The following is a 14,339-nucleotide window of genomic DNA, read 5'->3' as shown; positions in this document are numbered from 1 at the left end:
GTGCACGGACCGAGCCGGGCCCCGGACTCGGCCCGGGCTACTCCGACAGTGCCTTCAGCGCGATGTCGGCCAGTTCCGGCCGGCAGATCAGCAGGTCGGGAAGATAAGGGTCGGGCCGGTTGTAGACCAGCGGACTGCCGTCGAGACGGGAGACGTGCAAACCGGCGGCAGCCGCCACCGCGACCGGTGCGCAGGAATCCCATTCGTACTGGCCGCCCGAATGGGCGTAGATATCGGCGATTCCCCGGACCACCGCCATGGCCTTGGCGCCCGCCGAGCCCATGGGGACCTCGGATGCACCGAGCCGGGCGACGAGGCGCCGGACCTCGAACGAGGGTCGGCTGCGTGACAGCACCACCCGTACGGTTCCGGGCGGTGGTGGTGGCGGGAGCGCCGGGGGCTGTCCGGTGTGCAGCACCAGACCCTGGGCGGGGAGTGCGACCGCACCCGCCGCGGGCGCACCGTCGACCGCGAGTGCGACATGGACCGCCCAGTCGTCGCGCGCCGGTTCACCGTATTCCCGGGTGCCGTCGAGTGGGTCGACGATCCATACCCGTGCCCGGTCGACGCGGTCGCCGTCGTCGGGTGATTCCTCCGAGAGCACCGCGTCTGCCGGGCGCTCCCGGGCCAGACGCTCGAGCAGGAAGGCATCGGATCTCCGGTCGCCGACCGCGCCGCCGAGTTCCCGGATGCCGAGCAGTAGTTCGCCGGCTTCGCCGGCCAGTGTCGCGGCGAGTGTGTGGTCGTCCATCTGGATCCTTCCCGGGCAGCGATGCTGCCCAGATCCATATACCACGGTGCCGTCGGCCTGCTCGGCACGCGGTCACTGCGAACGATCCCGGGTCACCGGCCCGGATCGGGGCCGGTGCGGTGGGTCAGTAGGCGATGAACAGGATCTCGTCGCGGCTGTAATCGTGCCCGGGGTGGTTCTCGGTGAGATGTTTGCGCACGATGTCGACCAGTTCGTCCTCGTTCGCCCCGGTGAGATGCTCGCCGCACGGGCAGTTGAGCCTGGTTTTCATCGGTATTCCTCTCTTCGCATGGAACGATCGGGAACAGCGTACGTCCCCGGGGATCGACGCGACTGGTATCGGGGGCGGCAGACGCCCCATCGCCGTTCGAGCCGAGTGGCCCACCAGGGCAGAGTCCGATGGTGGGCGAATTCTGTACGGTTCGGCCACCATGCCGTCGCCGTTGTGCCACGCTGTCCGGTGTACACAGTAAAGGCGACGGGGCCGGTGGTGAATTCCGGTGTGCGGTCGCCCCGGCGTACCAGCGGAGGCGGAGAAGTATGGGAACACCGGTAATCGTCGGCGCGGCCCGGACCGCGATCGGGCGATCCTTCAAAGGCACGCTCACCAATGTCGCGACCGAGGTCCTGGCCACCACGGTGCTGCCCGAGGTGGTCCGCCGCTCGGGTGTGCCGCCGGAACTGGTCGACGATGTGATCTTCGCCGAATCCCATTACGGCGGTGGCGATATCGCGCGGTACGCGGCGGTGGCCGCGGGGATGGAGAATGTGCCCGGGCAAGCGGTGAATCGGCACTGCGCCGGTAGCCTGACCGCGCTCGGGAACGCCGCTGCCCAGGTGGGGTCCGGGATGGAACGGGTCGTGGTGGCCGGTGGGGTGCAGTCACTGTCGACGAATCCGCTCATGAAATGGCGGGTACCCGGCCCCGAACTCACCTTCGCCGAAGGCTGGATGCCGCCCACTCATCCCGAAACCCCGGACGCGCCGACCGGAGATATGTCCATCACGGTCGGCTGGAACACCGCGAAAGCGGTGGGGATCACCCGGGCCGAGATGGATGCCTGGGCGTTGCGTTCGCATCAGCGGGCGATCGCGGCCATCGATGCCGGAAAGTTCGTCGACGAGATCGTGCCGATGAAGGTGGCTCTGCCCGACGGTACGGTCGCCGCCTTCGCGGTGGACGAATTCCCGCGCCGCGACACCACACCGGAACGACTCGCGAAACTGCCCGTCCTGCACCCGGAGATCGAGGGCTTCTCCATCACTGCCGGCAACAGCAGCGGGATCAACGACGCCGCGGCCGCCGTGGTGGTCACCGACGGCGTCTTCGCCGCGACCGAGGGGCTCACCGTATTGGGAGCGGTACGGGCCTGGGCGACCTCGGCGGTCGCGCCGCGCGATACCGGTCTGGGAGCCGTGGCGGTGATCGGCAAGGTGCTGCGGCGGGCCGGGCTGGAACCCGGTGATGTGGCGCTGTGGGAGATCAACGAAGCGTTCGCATCGGTACCGATCGCCGCCTGCCGCGAATACGGTCTGGACGAGGACCTGGTCAACTTCTCCGGGAGCGGGTGCAGTCTCGGTCATCCGATCGCCGCGTCCGGAGCCCGGATGGTCACCACCCTGCTCTACGAATTGCGCCGCCGCGGCGGCGGTATCGGGGTGGCCGCCATGTGTGCCGGTGGCGGTCAGGGCGGTGCCGTGGTGGTCGAGGTCTGATCAGGCTCGGCGGACCGGCATCCGTTTGATGCCGTGCACGAAATCGCTGTGCACGTATTCCGGTTCGCCGAGCGTCACCTCGGGCAGCCGGGTCAGCAGTTCGTGGAACAGCAGGCGCAGTTGCATCCGGGCCAACCAGGCGCCCAGGCAGAAATGCGCCCCACCGCCCCCGAAACCCGAATGCGGGTTCGGATCGCGGGTGAGGTCGAAGATATGGGGCGCGTCCAGCGCGGATTCGTCGCGGTTGGCCGAACAGTAGAACAGAACCAGTTTCTCGCCCGCGCGCACCGGTGTTCCGGCGACCTCGGTATCGGTCACCGCGTGCCGGGCGAAATGGAGTACCGGAGTCGCCCACCGGACGAATTCCTCGACAGCGCCGCCTATTCGGGCATCGAAATCCTCGAGCAGCCATTCCCGCTGTGCCGGATGATCGACCAGTGCCTTGAATCCGTGTGAGGTGGTCTGTTTGGTGGTGTCGTTGCCCGCCGAGGCCAGCAGCACCATGAAGGCGCCGATCTCGTCGTCGCTGAGCCGGTGACCGTCCACTTCGGCCGAGACGATCGCGGACATGAGATCGTCGCGCGGTTCGCGGCGCCGGCGCGCGGCGAGTTCGGTGCCTGCCCCGTGCAGGATGCCGAACTGGGTCATGAAGAACGTGGCACGTTGCTCGAGGCTCGCGTATTCCTCGTCGCTGGAACCGAACATCGCCTCGGCGGCGTAGGCGACGGCCTCCCGGTCGGCGCCGTCGATACCGATCATGTCCGAGACGGTGCGCATGGGCAGCTTGCGGGACAGACTGTCCACCACGTCGATCGATCGGCCGGGTTCCAGGTCGAGGAGGAACTCGTCCACGATCTGGACCGCGTTCGCCCGGATCTGGGACTCGATGCGCCGCACCTGTTTCGGGGTGAACGCCGAACTGATGAGGCGGCGATACCGGGTGTGCTGCGGTGGATCCATGGTGAGGAAGAAACTGGTCGGCCGCTGCAACTCGACGGGCATGGGATCCATGCTGATCCCGAGGCTCGAGGTGAACAGTTCGGGGTGGCGGCTGATATGGGCGATATCGCGATGCCGGGTCACCGCCCAGAATCCGGGTTCCTCGTGTGGGAACAGCGCCGGGGCCGGAGCGTGCCAGGTGAGGCCGGGCTCGGCGCGCAGATGGGCGAACACCTCGTCGCGGGTCCGGAAATCTCGGGTCCAGAACGCTGGTTCGGAGATATCGAGCCGGTGGAAGCGGCGGGCCGTGGCCGGGGCGCTGTCGGCAGGGTTCATGAGCGGCTCCGAGCTCGGCAAACCAGGGGTACCGCACGCGGTGCAGGCCGAGGACGAGCGCGCGCCGGTAGGAACACTCTAGAGCGCACGGCCTTCACCGGCGGCTGCTTCCGGCGAATCGAGACGAGCTCGCCGCCGCCGGGTGCGTTGCGTCGGGGAATTTTCCGCACGGGGGGCGAAAGCTTATCGTTTCGAGATCTTTGTCGACGAATCTGTTCCCGGAGCGATGAATTCGTCGCACTGTGGTCGTCGTATGTGTCGAGCCTCACCTGTCGATGTCGTGCCGCACCACAACCGGATAGAGAGAAGCCGATGCCAGACACGCCGTTCCGTCCACCGGCCGTAGGCCGTTCGCCAGCCGGAGTCGATACTTCCCGGGCCAGTATCGCCCGGTTCTACGACGCCAGTCTGGGTGGTAAAGACAACTTCGAAGTGGATCGTCGCGCGCTCGCGGCGGTGCTGGCGGTCGCGCCCGGGATGGCGGAGGTCTCCCGGCGCAACCGGGCCTGGTCACGCCGGGTGGTGCGGTATCTGGCGGGAATCGTCGGAGTGGACCAGTTCCTCGACGCGGGAGCCGGGCTGCCCGCCACCGGAAATACGCATGAGATCGCGCAGTTGGTGAATCCGTGGTCGCGAGTGGTGTACCTGGACAACGACCCGATGTGTGTAGCACACGGGCGGGTGCTGCTGGAGACCAACGAGGACACGCTGTACCTGCAGGGCGATCTGACCGATCCCGCGGTGCTGGCGGAGGATTCGCCGGTGTGGCGTTATCTGGACCGTGGTCGTCCGGTGGCGGTGATCCTGGGTTCGGTGTTGCACCACATCGATAGCGCGGCGGATCCGGCGCAGATCGTGGCGCGCTGCGTCCGTGTCCTGAGCGCCGGGTCGTTCGTGGCGATCACGCACTACTGGGATCCGGCGGACGCTTCGCCCGAACACGAACTGGCCCGGGAGGTGGAGCGGCGCTTCCTGGAGGACGGCCTGGGAACCGGTTGGTTCCGGAGCCGCGCGGAGATCGTCTCCTGTTTCGGTGAACTCGAGCTGATCGAGCCGGGCGTGGTGCCGGTCGACCAGTGGTGGCCCTCGGGCCCGGCGCGCCCGCCGGGGACTCGCGAAGAACGGCTGCTGCTGGGCGGGGTCGGGCGTAAAGGGTGATTGATCCCGCACCGGAGTCGGTGCCTGAGCGGTCCGGCCGGGCCTGCGTATCAGTTGTGTCGGTGCTGTTCGGGACACCCATGCGGTAATCGCATTCTCATCATTAGAGAATTGTCTTATACTTCGGCTGGACCGGCTGCCTCCGGTAGGTGAGGACCCAGAGCGCGGGGCGGCGTGAACTGTGCTGGAACTGGATAGATGCCGTGAGCTCTTCGAACGAATCGTGGACGGTGGCAGCCGCACCCGATCAGTCGGGTCGTACCGCCGTGGTGACCGGATCGAACACCGGGATCGGGTTGGAGGTCGCCCGCGGCCTGGCTCGCCGTGGTGCGACGGTCGTGCTCGCCTGCCGCAACGATATGGCCGCCGCGGCGGCGAAGTCCGATATCGAGTCCTCGGTACCGGGGGCCGATATCCGCACGACCCGAGTGGATATCGGCGATCTGGGTTCGGTCGCCGCCTGTGCGCGACGATTACACGACGAACTGCCGGGAATCGACCTGCTGGTCAACAACGCGGGTGTGGTGGCCGGAACCTGGACGCCGACCGCCGATGGTTTCGAAAGCGATTTCGGGATCAACTTTCTCGGACATTTCGCGCTGACCGCGCAACTGGCCGACCTGATCACCGCCGCCCCGGCCGGCCGGGTCGTCGGGGTGGGCAGCATGAGTCACGGCCGCCGCAGCGCGGCACTCGATTTCGAGGATCTGCAGTCCGAGCACAGCTTCGGGCGGTTGGTGACCTACTCTCGGTCGAAAACGGCGTCCATGACGTTCATGGTCGAACTGCAGCGCAGGCTGACGGCGGCCGGATCCCGGGCGCTGTCGGTGGGAGCGCATCCCGGTGGCGTGCGCTCGACCATCCTGCGTGACAAGAGCCTGCTGGTGCGGATCGCCTACAGCGACGTGGTGATGACGCTGGCGCGTCTGGTCACCCAGACGCCGGAGGCGGGGGCACAGTCCATTCTGCGGGCCGCTGTCGACCCCGCGGTGACCGGCGCCGGATTCTACGGACCGGTGAAACGCTGGGGGCTGGTGGGGCCGCCGGTGCCGCTGGCCGTACCCGCCGGGGCCGGGGACCCCGAATCCGGTCGCCGATTGTGGGCCGCCGCCGAGGAGTTGACCGGTGTCGAATTCGCCCTGGGCGCATCGAGTACGCGGAACGCACCGGTCGCCGGGCGGACGCCGACCGCCGACGCCACCGGCGAGCCCGCGTAGCGGGGTGCCGGGAAGGAACGTGTCACCTGGTAGATACGCCGGCAATGTCTTTCGTTCGTTGCGGGAGTCAGGTGAAGATGGATGCGGATATCAGATCGGCCAGACGGCCCGGCGCCGCGTCGTGATCTCGCGCTTCAGCGGTTGCGGCGGCCGCAAGCATGGAGATGACATCCGCGGTTGTCAGGTTTTCGCGGAGGCGGCCGGCGTCGCGTGCTCGGTCGACGAGTTCCTCGAGGGTGGCGAGGTAGCGCTGCCTGACGGCGGGGTCGATGTCGAGGGGCTGTTCGGTGGCGGAGACGAGTTCGCATACATTACCGCCTACGACACTCAGGAGTCGACGTGTCTGAACTGATCACGGTGTTCGCGGTGTCGGGTCGCCAAGGTAATGCCGCGGTGCGGGCCCTTTTCGCGGCCGGGCGTCCGGTGCGCGCGGTAGTGCGGGACCCGGGGCGCAACGATGCCCGGCGCCTGGCCGATGCGGGTGCCGATGTCGTCGGAGGGTCGCTCGACGACATCGATGCCATCGATGAAGCGTTGCGCGGGGCCGGTGGTCTGTTCCTCTCCCAGCCCGGCTTCATATCGCCGCAGGCGACTCCGGACATCGGTCCCGACGACGAGCTGCGTCGCGGGCAGGCGATCATCGACGCGGCCGCGGGCTGAAATCGGGCATCTTGTCTACTCCTCCGCGCTGAGCGCCGATCGGCCCGGCACGAGCCCGTTACTGCGTCCCAAAACGCAACTGGAGCAGTACCTGCGCGGCACCGGGGTACCCGCCACCATCCTGCGGCCGGTCGGGTTCATGGAGAACTACCTGGGTCCTTTTCGGGGCCTGCGCCCTGATGGACTGCTGGCCTCCGCCACCCCGCCGGACGCGGTCGAGCAGCTCATCGCGGTCGCCGACATCGGCTCGTTCGCCGCGCGCGCCTTCTCCGCACCGGCAGACTGGATCGGCCGCGCGATGGACATCGCCGGGGACGAACTGACCACACCTCGGATCGCGAGCGCTATCGCTGCCGCGACAGGCCGGGCAGTACGCTACCGGCACATCTCGCTGGACGAGATCCGAGCACAGAGCCCGCAGCGGGCAGCCGCGCTCGCCGCTCTCTACGAAGACCCCGATCGCCCCGCGGCCGACCTGCAGAACTGCCGAGCCGCCGCCCCCGGCCTTCTCGGTTTCGCTACCTGGCTCGACACACCCAGCGTGACCGAAGCGCTGAGCTCCTACCTGTCCGATGCCGAGCAGGCGTGACGGACGGGCGCAGCCGTTCCGCCATGGCACAGCGGAATCAGTGTCAGTGGCCACCGAACGGGCGCCGGAGCAGTTCCGACTGATCACTGACAAATAGGAAGAGGTCGCGAGGCGCTGTATCCGCAGCCGGCACAACACGCTCATCTCCTGCTCGTCGCGCCGGTCGGACGCGATCTCGGCGGTCTTGCCATAGCGGATGATCGAATTGGCGCTGTTCGGGGACTCGACCACGTTCAGGCCAGTGTCGATCTCGCGCTGTAATGCCGCGGAGGCGACGGGCCGGTTCTCGCCGAGCGGGTCAGTGGGAGCCGCGCGGCCGGATCAGCCCCTCCTGCATGGTGGTCGCGCAGAGCCGGCCCGTGCGGTCCAGTATCTCGCCGTGGGCGAGCCCGCGGCCGCCACCGGCCCAGCGTCCGTACTGGTCGTGCAGGAACCAGTCGTCGACCCGGATCGGGGCGTGGAACCAGATCGAATGGTTGACGGTCGCGACCTGTAGTTCCCGGTCCCGCAGGGCTTCCCCGTGCGGGCCGGTGGTGGCGGACAGCAGCAGCAGGTCGCTCAGATACATCAGGCAGGCGGCCTGTTCCAGGCCCGCGTCGGGCAGCGGCTGCCGGGTGCGCAACCAGACCCGCTGGCGCGGTGCGGCGGCGGAGCCGCGCATCGCGTACGCGCGGGCGGGTGGATCGGGGAACCGGGCATCGATGCCGAGTGCGTCGAGGAAGGTCCTGGTCCACCCCAGTGCCTCCGGATGGTCCGCGAAGACCTCGGTGAGATCGGGCACCTCGTCGGGGCCCGGGGTGTCGAGTTCGGCGACCTGATGGGCGAAACCGTCCTCCGTGCAGTGGAAGGAGGCGAGCATCGTGAAGATCACCCGGTCGTTCTGGATCGCTTCGACGCGGCGCGTCGAGAACGAACCGCCGTCGCGCACCGGCTCCACTACGAAATCGGTGGGCACGGTGGTATCGCCGGGCAGCAGGAAGTAGGTCTGGGCGGAATGGATCGGCCGGTCGACGGGTGCGGTGAGCCCGGCCGCCAGCACGGCCTGACCGGCGACCTCCCCGCCGTAACTGCGGCGGGACGGTCCGTTGTGGGTGCGGCCGCGGAAGTGGTGTTCGCCGATACGTTCGAGGGTGAGCCGGTCGGCCACCGACTCCGCGGGGCGAACGCTTTCCAGGGTCATGGCCACCTCCGTGTTGCGCGCCGCGGACCGGTGCCGTGGCATCGGGCGACGTCGCTCCTCATTATGGAGCGCAGCCCCGAGGGCTTCTGGCGTCGGCCTCCCGGAGGGTTCCGCAGCGGTGCCCGGCGCAGGCCGCGCACCGCCGCGCAATCGTCCCGATTCACTTGGGCGCGAATCGCATTCCCGCGTCCAGCCGCAGGCACTGGCCGTTGAGCATGCCGTTCTCGACGATGGCGGCGGCGAGTTTCGCGTATTCCTCCGGGCGGCCCATTCGTTTGGGGAAGGCATTGCCCGCGACCAGTGGGGTGACCATTTCCTCGGGGACGCCGGCGAGGATTCCGGTATCGAACAGCGAGGGCGCGATCGCGAGTACCCGCACCCCGACGGATCCGAGGTCGCGAGCCATGGTCAGGGCCATTCCGGCGATACCGGCTTTCGCGGCGGTGTAGGCGACCTGGCCGATCTGGCCTTCGAAGGCCGCGATGGAGGCGGTGTTCACAATGACCCCGCGTTCGCCGTCGGTATTCGGTTCTCCCTGGCTCATATGCCAGGCCTGCAACCGGTTGAGGTTGAAGGTGGCGATCAGGTTCAGGTTGATGATCTGGGTGAACGACTCCAGATCGTGCGGGCCGGTCTTGGACAGGGTGCGTTCGGCGATCCCGCCGCCGGCGGTGTTGACGGCGATATCGAGGCCGCCCAGTTCGGCCACGGCCTCGGCGAGAACGGTTTCGACCCCCGCATGATCGGTTACGTCGGCCTCGAAGAAGGAACCGCCGAGGTCGGCCGCGACCTTGTGCCCCTCACCCGCTGTCCGGTCGATGATCACGACCTTCGCACCGCGTGCCGCCAGGAGCTCGGCGCTGGCCCGGCCCATACCGGAGGCGCCGCCGACGACGATCGCCCGTGTTCCCTGAATCTCCATGGTCCCTGTCTTTCTCGGTGTGGTGCCCGGTCGTCGCACGCCGAACGTATACCGGCCTACGTTATAGCGGCCGGGCGCACTCGAACCACCATTTTCGTAGAAGTATCGGTGATAATGCTGGTCAATCGCCCAGATACGTCGGTGCCACGACGCGGGGCGGTACTCGGCCGGCTCGTCGTACCGGCGAGCAGCCGGCGACACGACCGTTCCCGCATCACACGGACCGCCATTCGGCCCGACCCGACCCACGCGGCACCAGTACGGTGCGGTACCGGCCGGGTGTCTGCGACATCCATACCTGCTCGGTGACCCCCTGATAGCGCCCCAGCGGCGTATCGGTGGTGAAGGTCTCGGGGTCGAGATAGCGGTGTTCCTCGCTCCGGCCCGCGGTCGCGTGGGCGTACTCGCGGTCGAACACGCCCAGCGACAGAATCCACAGTGCGGCGCGGGTGAGTGAGACATGGACGCGATAGCTGCCGCCGTGCTCCGCCCGCCGGGCCAGCGCTTCGACTGTTCCGGCCGTCAACAGCCAGGACACGATGTAATCGTTGACCACCATGACCGGAGGCAATCGCGGGCCGGATTCGTCGCCCTCCAGCTGCATCATCCCGGTGAGACTGCCCGCGGTCTGATCGAAACCGAGCCGGTCCGCCCATGGGCCGTGCTCGCCGTTGAGCGAAACCCCGGCATGGATGATGCCGGGGCGAATGGCGGCCGCCTCCTCGGCGGTCGCTCCTATCTTCGCGAGGTATCCGGGCCGTCGGTTGGCGTAGAAGATATCCGCCCCGGTGAGGAGTTCGCGAAACCGCCGCCCGCCGTCGGAGCCGAAGGGGTCCAGCGTCGCGGACCGGACTCCGACATTCGCGGAAACATAGGTGGCGTCGTGCTCGAGTTCGCTGGGCCGCCACAGATTCAGGACGTCCGCTCCGTGCAGGGCCAGCGCACGACCGGCCCCCGCGCCCGCGATCACATGACCGGCGCCGAGCGCCCGCACCCCCGACAACGGCTGTTCGGCACCGGCGGGCAACGGTTCCGCCTCGCTGTCGCCGATCCGGGTGATCTCGACCAGTGGCATCTCGGCGAGGAAATCGCGGTAGTGCGGTTCGCGCAGCAGTTCGGCGGTGGTGCGCAGCATCGGGAGCACGACGCCCGCGGCGGCCCCGGCATCTTCGAGTTCGCGGGCTTCCCACCGGGCGACGGCGGCCGCGACCGCGCGGCTGTCTTCGGGGACGCCGAGCAGTCGCTGCGCGGCGACCTTGATCTTGGGGTACGGATTGAGCGGCATCACCCAGCGTTCGTCGGCGGTGCGATAGAACCGGAAACCGAGTGCGTTGTTCGCATTGGCGGGCGTACCGGGCGGGTAGCCGTTCAGCAACTCCCACCGGCGATCGTAGAAGGGGCACAGCCGATGCGGGGCCGTGCGCAGATCGACCGTGATGTCCTGGCCGGGGCCGCCGCGCCGCCGCCACAGCGCCGCGATCGCGGCGGACTTGGCCGCCAGCGCGATCGCCGCGGCCCCACCCAGGCGAAGGGTGCTGGGCACCACCGGGTCGGCGCCGCGGAAGAGGATGGCCCCGCCGGTGTCGCCGCTGCTCATTCCGATACCGGCCAGCAGTTCGGATAATTCGGTGTGCGGGTCGAATGCGGCGTCGGTAGCGGGGGCGGTCAGCGCCGCGGTGAGGCGTTCAGTGAGTGTCATCGGTGTATCCCAGCGAGTCGAGCAGCGCGACGGGAACCGGAACGAGTTTCGCCCGTAGGTATTCGCCCACGGCCTTGCCCACCTGGTCGACCCGGTCGTTGGCCGAGCCGCCGGTACCGAGCAAACCGCGGAATACGAAATGCACCGCCCGCAGTTCCGGGAACTCGTGCCGCACGATATCGAGAGCCGCGGTCTCCGGAATCAGCCGCCGCACTTCGCCGGTGGACAGGAACCCGCGCAGCCACGGCCATGCCCCTGCCTCCGGCGCCCAGACCCCGACATTGCAGTTGCCGCCCTTGTCGCCGCTGCGCGCGTAGGCGAGGGCGCCGAGCGGGATCCGCCGGACCGGGCCGGTGGTGGGAGCCGGGGCGGGCTCGGGGTGTGCGACCTCCACCGGCACCGAAGTGTGCTCGGCCGCCGCGATATCGAGAACCCGATCGTCGAATACCACCCGGTGGGCGAGCGTGCTCGATTCGAGCAGCCCGGGCCAGTATTCGATCCGCGGGCCCGGTTTCGACTGCTGGGTCCCGGCCACATCGGTGAAATATCCGGGGTAACTCTGTAGATACAGACTGCCCAGCACCCGGGCGAGCCCGAGCCGGATGAGCGCGTCGCGATCCTGGGCGGTCGCCAGGATCCGCACCGCGACGGTGGCCTCCCACTGGGTCGCCGGCTCGGTGGCGGCGGTACCGATGGTGGTCAGCCGGATACGCACCCCGCCGGGCGTGACGCGCTCGAGCTGGCGACGGAGCAGTTCGACCTTGCGTTCGATATCCGGTGCGGTGACGTAGACGGTGTTGACCTGTTGCCAGCCGATCTGCCCGAAGATCGCGACCTTGGTCGTCGGCGACGGGGGCGAACCGGTGGCTCCGGCGACCCGGACCCGATCCGGCCCAACTGCGGTGAGCCGGACGGTGTCGAGGTGGACGGTCACATCGGGGTTCAGATACCGCGGCCCCTGGATCTCGTACACGAGTTGCGCGGTGACCGTGTCCACGGTGACGATTCCGTCGTCGCCGCTGTGCTCGGTGATCACGCTGCTGCCGTCCGCCGCGATCTCCGCGATGGGAAACCCCGGGACCAGCATGTTCTCGATGGCGGTGAATCCGGAGAAGTTGCCGCCCACCGCCTGTGGCCCGCATTCGATGATGTGCCCCGCGAGCACGGCACCGGCGAGCCGGTCCCAGTCGGTGGTAGCCCAGCCGTGCCACCAGGCCGCGGGCCCGACGGTCAGCGAAGCGTCGGTGACCCGCCCGCACACGACGATATCGGCGCCCTCGTGCAGGGCCCGCGCGATACCCCAGCCACCGAGATAGGCGTTGGCCGCGATGGGCTGTACCGGCCAGGACGACAGCGGTTCTCCGGTGTCGAGGTTCGTCAGCGGGTGCCCCCGCTCTTGGATTCCACCGAGTCGGCCGACGATATTGTCGCCCTCGATATGCGCGACCCGCAGCGCGACCCCGGCGGCGGCGATCTCGGTCCGCAGTGCCGCGGCGAGCCCCGCCGGATTGAATCCGCCGGCATTGGTGACGACCTTGATGCGCCGCTCGGCGAGGCCGGCCAGATGGGGTCGCAGTTGATCGACGAAATACTCGACGTATCCGCGGTCGGGGTCGGCGAGAAAACGTGCGGAAAGCGCGGCCAGGGTGATCTCCGCGAGGTAGTCACCCACCAAGACGTCCACCGGATCGCCGGCGAGGACTTCGTCCACCGCGGTGAACCGGTCTCCGAGATAGCCGGAGAAGTTGGCCAGGCGAATCGGCTGGTCGGCCATGCGTACACCTCCTCGTGCACCGACGAGTCTGCCGTGTGAGGGCGGATGCAGTCAGACCCGGGGTGCCGTTATCCCCAGCGGCGGATACTTCCCGTACGGGACGGTGGCGATCGATGCGTCGGCGGGTGTGTGTCACCCGGCCGGTCGATCCGGTGATCAGGCGGTGGCCTGTAGATTCTGCGCGGACAGGCCGACCGTGGCGGGACCGGAGCCGACCAGCATCCGCTTGAACGCCTCCTGTTCGTGCAGACCGCGCCGCTCGGCACGTTCCCGGGCGGCCGGGCTGATCCGGGTGGTGAGGCTGCGGACCAGGTTGACCGGCATCCGGAGCATCGGGTACCACGGCGGCATATACGGCCAGAGGCCGAGTTTGCGCATGGCTCCCGGGCCCAGGTACATGGTCGCGATCGAAAGATGCTGTGCGCGGGCAATTCTGCCGCGCAGCCAGGGCAGGTTGGGGTAGTTCCAGGTGAGCGGGTCGTTCGCCATCGGCAGAGCGAGCTGACGAGTGGTCTCGTCCGGATTGGTGATGGCAGTCATGCAGTGGTAGAGGATCCGCACACTGTCGCGGAATCCGGTGGGCAGCCATTCGTCGGCGACACCCATCAGCCGGCCCACATAGCGCGCCAGATGAGCGGCAGCCTCGCGGTCCGCGGTCGAGGGGAGAATGCCCATGGCCATCCCGCCGATGAACGGCGCGATGAGCGCGCCGACCAGTGTCGCGGCCATATCCGTCTGATTGATCGGCAGTCCCCACGCGTCGCCGTCCCAGTCCGGCATGGCACCCACGTGCCGGCGCACCAGCGAATGAACGAATCGCACGTGCAGGGTGGACCGGTAGCCGGGACCGAACTTCTCCATCCCGTTCTGTACATCCAACGCCCACTGCATGGTTTCGGCGAACCGCTGCGCGGGCCCTTTCTCGAGGGCGCCCGTGCGCAGCAGGGTCTTGTTGAATCCCGAGGCGAGATAGCCGCCGAGGAAGGAGACATCGCGCGCCAGGTACAGCCCGTCGAATCCGCCCCGGCGCAGTACCTGTTCGCCGCGGCGCAGGATCTGTTCGTCCAGCCACTGCGGCGGTGTTTCGACGGTGGTGAAGAACTCGCGTAGTGGCGCGGGGGCGTCGCGTACGGAGTCGATCCCGGCGTGCAGGGCCTGTTCGAACAGCGGCCGGGTGGTACTCATCCCGGTCGCGATCATCCAGTCGACCAGCGAATCCATCGGCTCGTCCCCGACCAGCAACGATGCGCCCATGGCTTCCCACTGTGCGGTGTCGGGCGCGCCGATACCCATCAGCAGGGCGAAAGGCCGCAGCCCGGGGACCCTGACCGGAGCGGCGGGATGACGGGTGGGAATCGCAGCACCCGTGTTCTCGGAACCCATGAAACAAATGTATTA

General features: G+C 68.3%; 14 protein-coding genes and 1 pseudogene. 5 read left to right on the top strand and 10 right to left on the bottom strand.

Going from position 1 to position 14,339, the window contains the following annotated elements:
* Positions 1 to 37: 37 nt before the first annotated feature.
* Both ACWCPQ_RS01520 and ACWCPQ_RS01515 read right to left on the bottom strand, forming a co-directional pair.
* Positions 38 to 751: a 3'(2'),5'-bisphosphate nucleotidase CysQ gene (locus ACWCPQ_RS01520; protein ID WP_449893502.1), complete on the bottom strand. Its 714-nt coding sequence runs from the start codon at positions 749 to 751 to the stop codon at positions 38 to 40.
* A 124-nt stretch (positions 752 to 875) separates the two neighbouring features.
* The gene (locus tag ACWCPQ_RS01515; protein ID WP_063916227.1) at positions 876 to 1,022 is read right to left on the bottom strand and encodes a hypothetical protein; all 147 of its coding nucleotides are present in this window, start codon (positions 1,020 to 1,022) and stop codon (positions 876 to 878) included.
* 269 nt (positions 1,023 to 1,291) lie between these two features.
* Here ACWCPQ_RS01515 and ACWCPQ_RS01510 point away from each other — a divergent pair, with 269 nt between their 5' ends.
* On the top strand, positions 1,292 to 2,467 hold the full coding sequence (locus ACWCPQ_RS01510; RefSeq protein WP_449893500.1) for a thiolase family protein: 1,176 nt from the start codon (positions 1,292 to 1,294) through the stop codon (positions 2,465 to 2,467).
* On the opposite strand, the gene ACWCPQ_RS01505 is transcribed toward ACWCPQ_RS01510, so the two are convergent.
* A complete protein-coding gene (locus tag ACWCPQ_RS01505) occupies positions 2,468 to 3,742 on the bottom strand; it encodes a cytochrome P450 (RefSeq protein WP_449893498.1) in 1,275 nt (424 codons plus the stop codon).
* A 312-nt stretch (positions 3,743 to 4,054) separates the two neighbouring features.
* Between ACWCPQ_RS01505 and ACWCPQ_RS01500 the strand changes: the two genes are divergently transcribed.
* Positions 4,055 to 4,900, top strand: coding sequence for an SAM-dependent methyltransferase (locus ACWCPQ_RS01500; RefSeq protein ID WP_449893496.1), 846 nt, complete (start codon positions 4,055 to 4,057; stop codon positions 4,898 to 4,900).
* A gap of 203 nt (positions 4,901 to 5,103) precedes the next feature.
* Positions 5,104 to 6,117, top strand: a complete 1,014-nt coding sequence (locus tag ACWCPQ_RS01495; protein ID WP_449893495.1) for an oxidoreductase — start codon at positions 5,104 to 5,106, stop codon at positions 6,115 to 6,117.
* A gap of 67 nt (positions 6,118 to 6,184) precedes the next feature.
* Here the strand turns inward: ACWCPQ_RS01495 and ACWCPQ_RS01490 are convergent, their stop codons facing one another.
* The gene (locus ACWCPQ_RS01490) at positions 6,185 to 6,388 is read right to left on the bottom strand and encodes an SbtR family transcriptional regulator (RefSeq protein WP_449894365.1); all 204 of its coding nucleotides are present in this window, start codon (positions 6,386 to 6,388) and stop codon (positions 6,185 to 6,187) included.
* A gap of 68 nt (positions 6,389 to 6,456) precedes the next feature.
* Here ACWCPQ_RS01490 and ACWCPQ_RS01485 point away from each other — a divergent pair, with 68 nt between their 5' ends.
* Together ACWCPQ_RS01485 and ACWCPQ_RS01480 are read left to right on the top strand one after the other, a co-directional pair.
* On the top strand, positions 6,457 to 6,777 hold the full coding sequence (locus ACWCPQ_RS01485; protein ID WP_449893493.1) for an NmrA family NAD(P)-binding protein: 321 nt from the start codon (positions 6,457 to 6,459) through the stop codon (positions 6,775 to 6,777).
* Entirely contained in the window at positions 6,665 to 7,366 is a 702-nt protein-coding gene (locus ACWCPQ_RS01480; protein WP_449893491.1) for an NmrA family NAD(P)-binding protein, read from the top strand. The genes ACWCPQ_RS01485 and ACWCPQ_RS01480 overlap by 113 nt, the downstream gene beginning before the upstream one ends.
* A gap of 141 nt (positions 7,367 to 7,507) precedes the next feature.
* Here ACWCPQ_RS01480 and ACWCPQ_RS01475 read toward each other — a convergent pair.
* The 6 genes and pseudogenes from ACWCPQ_RS01475 to ACWCPQ_RS01450 form a co-directional block, all read right to left on the bottom strand.
* A pseudogene (locus ACWCPQ_RS01475) lies at positions 7,508 to 7,624 on the bottom strand (Tn3 family transposase); the annotation flags it as partial.
* A 40-nt stretch (positions 7,625 to 7,664) separates the two neighbouring features.
* Positions 7,665 to 8,546: an acyl-CoA thioesterase gene (locus ACWCPQ_RS01470; RefSeq protein ID WP_449893489.1), complete on the bottom strand. Its 882-nt coding sequence runs from the start codon at positions 8,544 to 8,546 to the stop codon at positions 7,665 to 7,667.
* 160 nt (positions 8,547 to 8,706) lie between these two features.
* Positions 8,707 to 9,468, bottom strand: a complete 762-nt coding sequence (locus ACWCPQ_RS01465; RefSeq protein WP_449893487.1) for an SDR family NAD(P)-dependent oxidoreductase — start codon at positions 9,466 to 9,468, stop codon at positions 8,707 to 8,709.
* Positions 9,469 to 9,682: 214 nt separating this feature from the next.
* Complete coding sequence (locus tag ACWCPQ_RS01460; protein ID WP_449893485.1) at positions 9,683 to 11,167, bottom strand: CoA transferase; 1,485 nt, start codon at positions 11,165 to 11,167, stop codon at positions 9,683 to 9,685.
* Positions 11,154 to 12,941, bottom strand: a complete 1,788-nt coding sequence (locus ACWCPQ_RS01455; protein WP_449893483.1) for an acyclic terpene utilization AtuA family protein — start codon at positions 12,939 to 12,941, stop codon at positions 11,154 to 11,156. Before ACWCPQ_RS01455 ends, ACWCPQ_RS01460 begins: the two co-directional genes overlap by 14 nt.
* A gap of 156 nt (positions 12,942 to 13,097) precedes the next feature.
* Positions 13,098 to 14,324 (bottom strand): oxygenase MpaB family protein, encoded by a 1,227-nt coding sequence (locus ACWCPQ_RS01450; RefSeq protein WP_449893481.1) that lies wholly within the window; start codon positions 14,322 to 14,324, stop codon positions 13,098 to 13,100.
* Positions 14,325 to 14,339: the final 15 nt, after the last annotated feature.

Source organism: Nocardia sp. NPDC001965 (assembly GCF_053594175.1).
Note: the sequence above shows the minus strand (reverse complement) of the source record. Positions and strands in the feature narration are given on the sequence as shown.

Excerpts from the sequence above, each read along its gene's own strand:
- ACWCPQ_RS01520 (WP_449893502.1), bottom strand. The coding sequence starts at position 751 with ATGGACGACCACACACTCGCCGCGACACTGGCCGGCGAAGCCGGCGAA.
- ACWCPQ_RS01515 (WP_063916227.1), bottom strand. The coding sequence starts at position 1,022 with ATGAAAACCAGGCTCAACTGCCCGTGCGGCGAGCATCTCACCGGGGCG.
- ACWCPQ_RS01510 (WP_449893500.1), top strand. The coding sequence starts at position 1,292 with ATGGGAACACCGGTAATCGTCGGCGCGGCCCGGACCGCGATCGGGCGA.
- ACWCPQ_RS01505 (WP_449893498.1), bottom strand. The coding sequence starts at position 3,742 with ATGAACCCTGCCGACAGCGCCCCGGCCACGGCCCGCCGCTTCCACCGG.
- ACWCPQ_RS01500 (WP_449893496.1), top strand. The coding sequence starts at position 4,055 with ATGCCAGACACGCCGTTCCGTCCACCGGCCGTAGGCCGTTCGCCAGCC.
- ACWCPQ_RS01470 (WP_449893489.1), bottom strand. The coding sequence starts at position 8,546 with ATGACCCTGGAAAGCGTTCGCCCCGCGGAGTCGGTGGCCGACCGGCTC.
- ACWCPQ_RS01465 (WP_449893487.1), bottom strand. The coding sequence starts at position 9,468 with ATGGAGATTCAGGGAACACGGGCGATCGTCGTCGGCGGCGCCTCCGGT.
- ACWCPQ_RS01460 (WP_449893485.1), bottom strand. The coding sequence starts at position 11,167 with ATGACACTCACTGAACGCCTCACCGCGGCGCTGACCGCCCCCGCTACC.
- ACWCPQ_RS01455 (WP_449893483.1), bottom strand. The coding sequence starts at position 12,941 with ATGGCCGACCAGCCGATTCGCCTGGCCAACTTCTCCGGCTATCTCGGA.
- ACWCPQ_RS01450 (WP_449893481.1), bottom strand. The coding sequence starts at position 14,324 with ATGGGTTCCGAGAACACGGGTGCTGCGATTCCCACCCGTCATCCCGCC.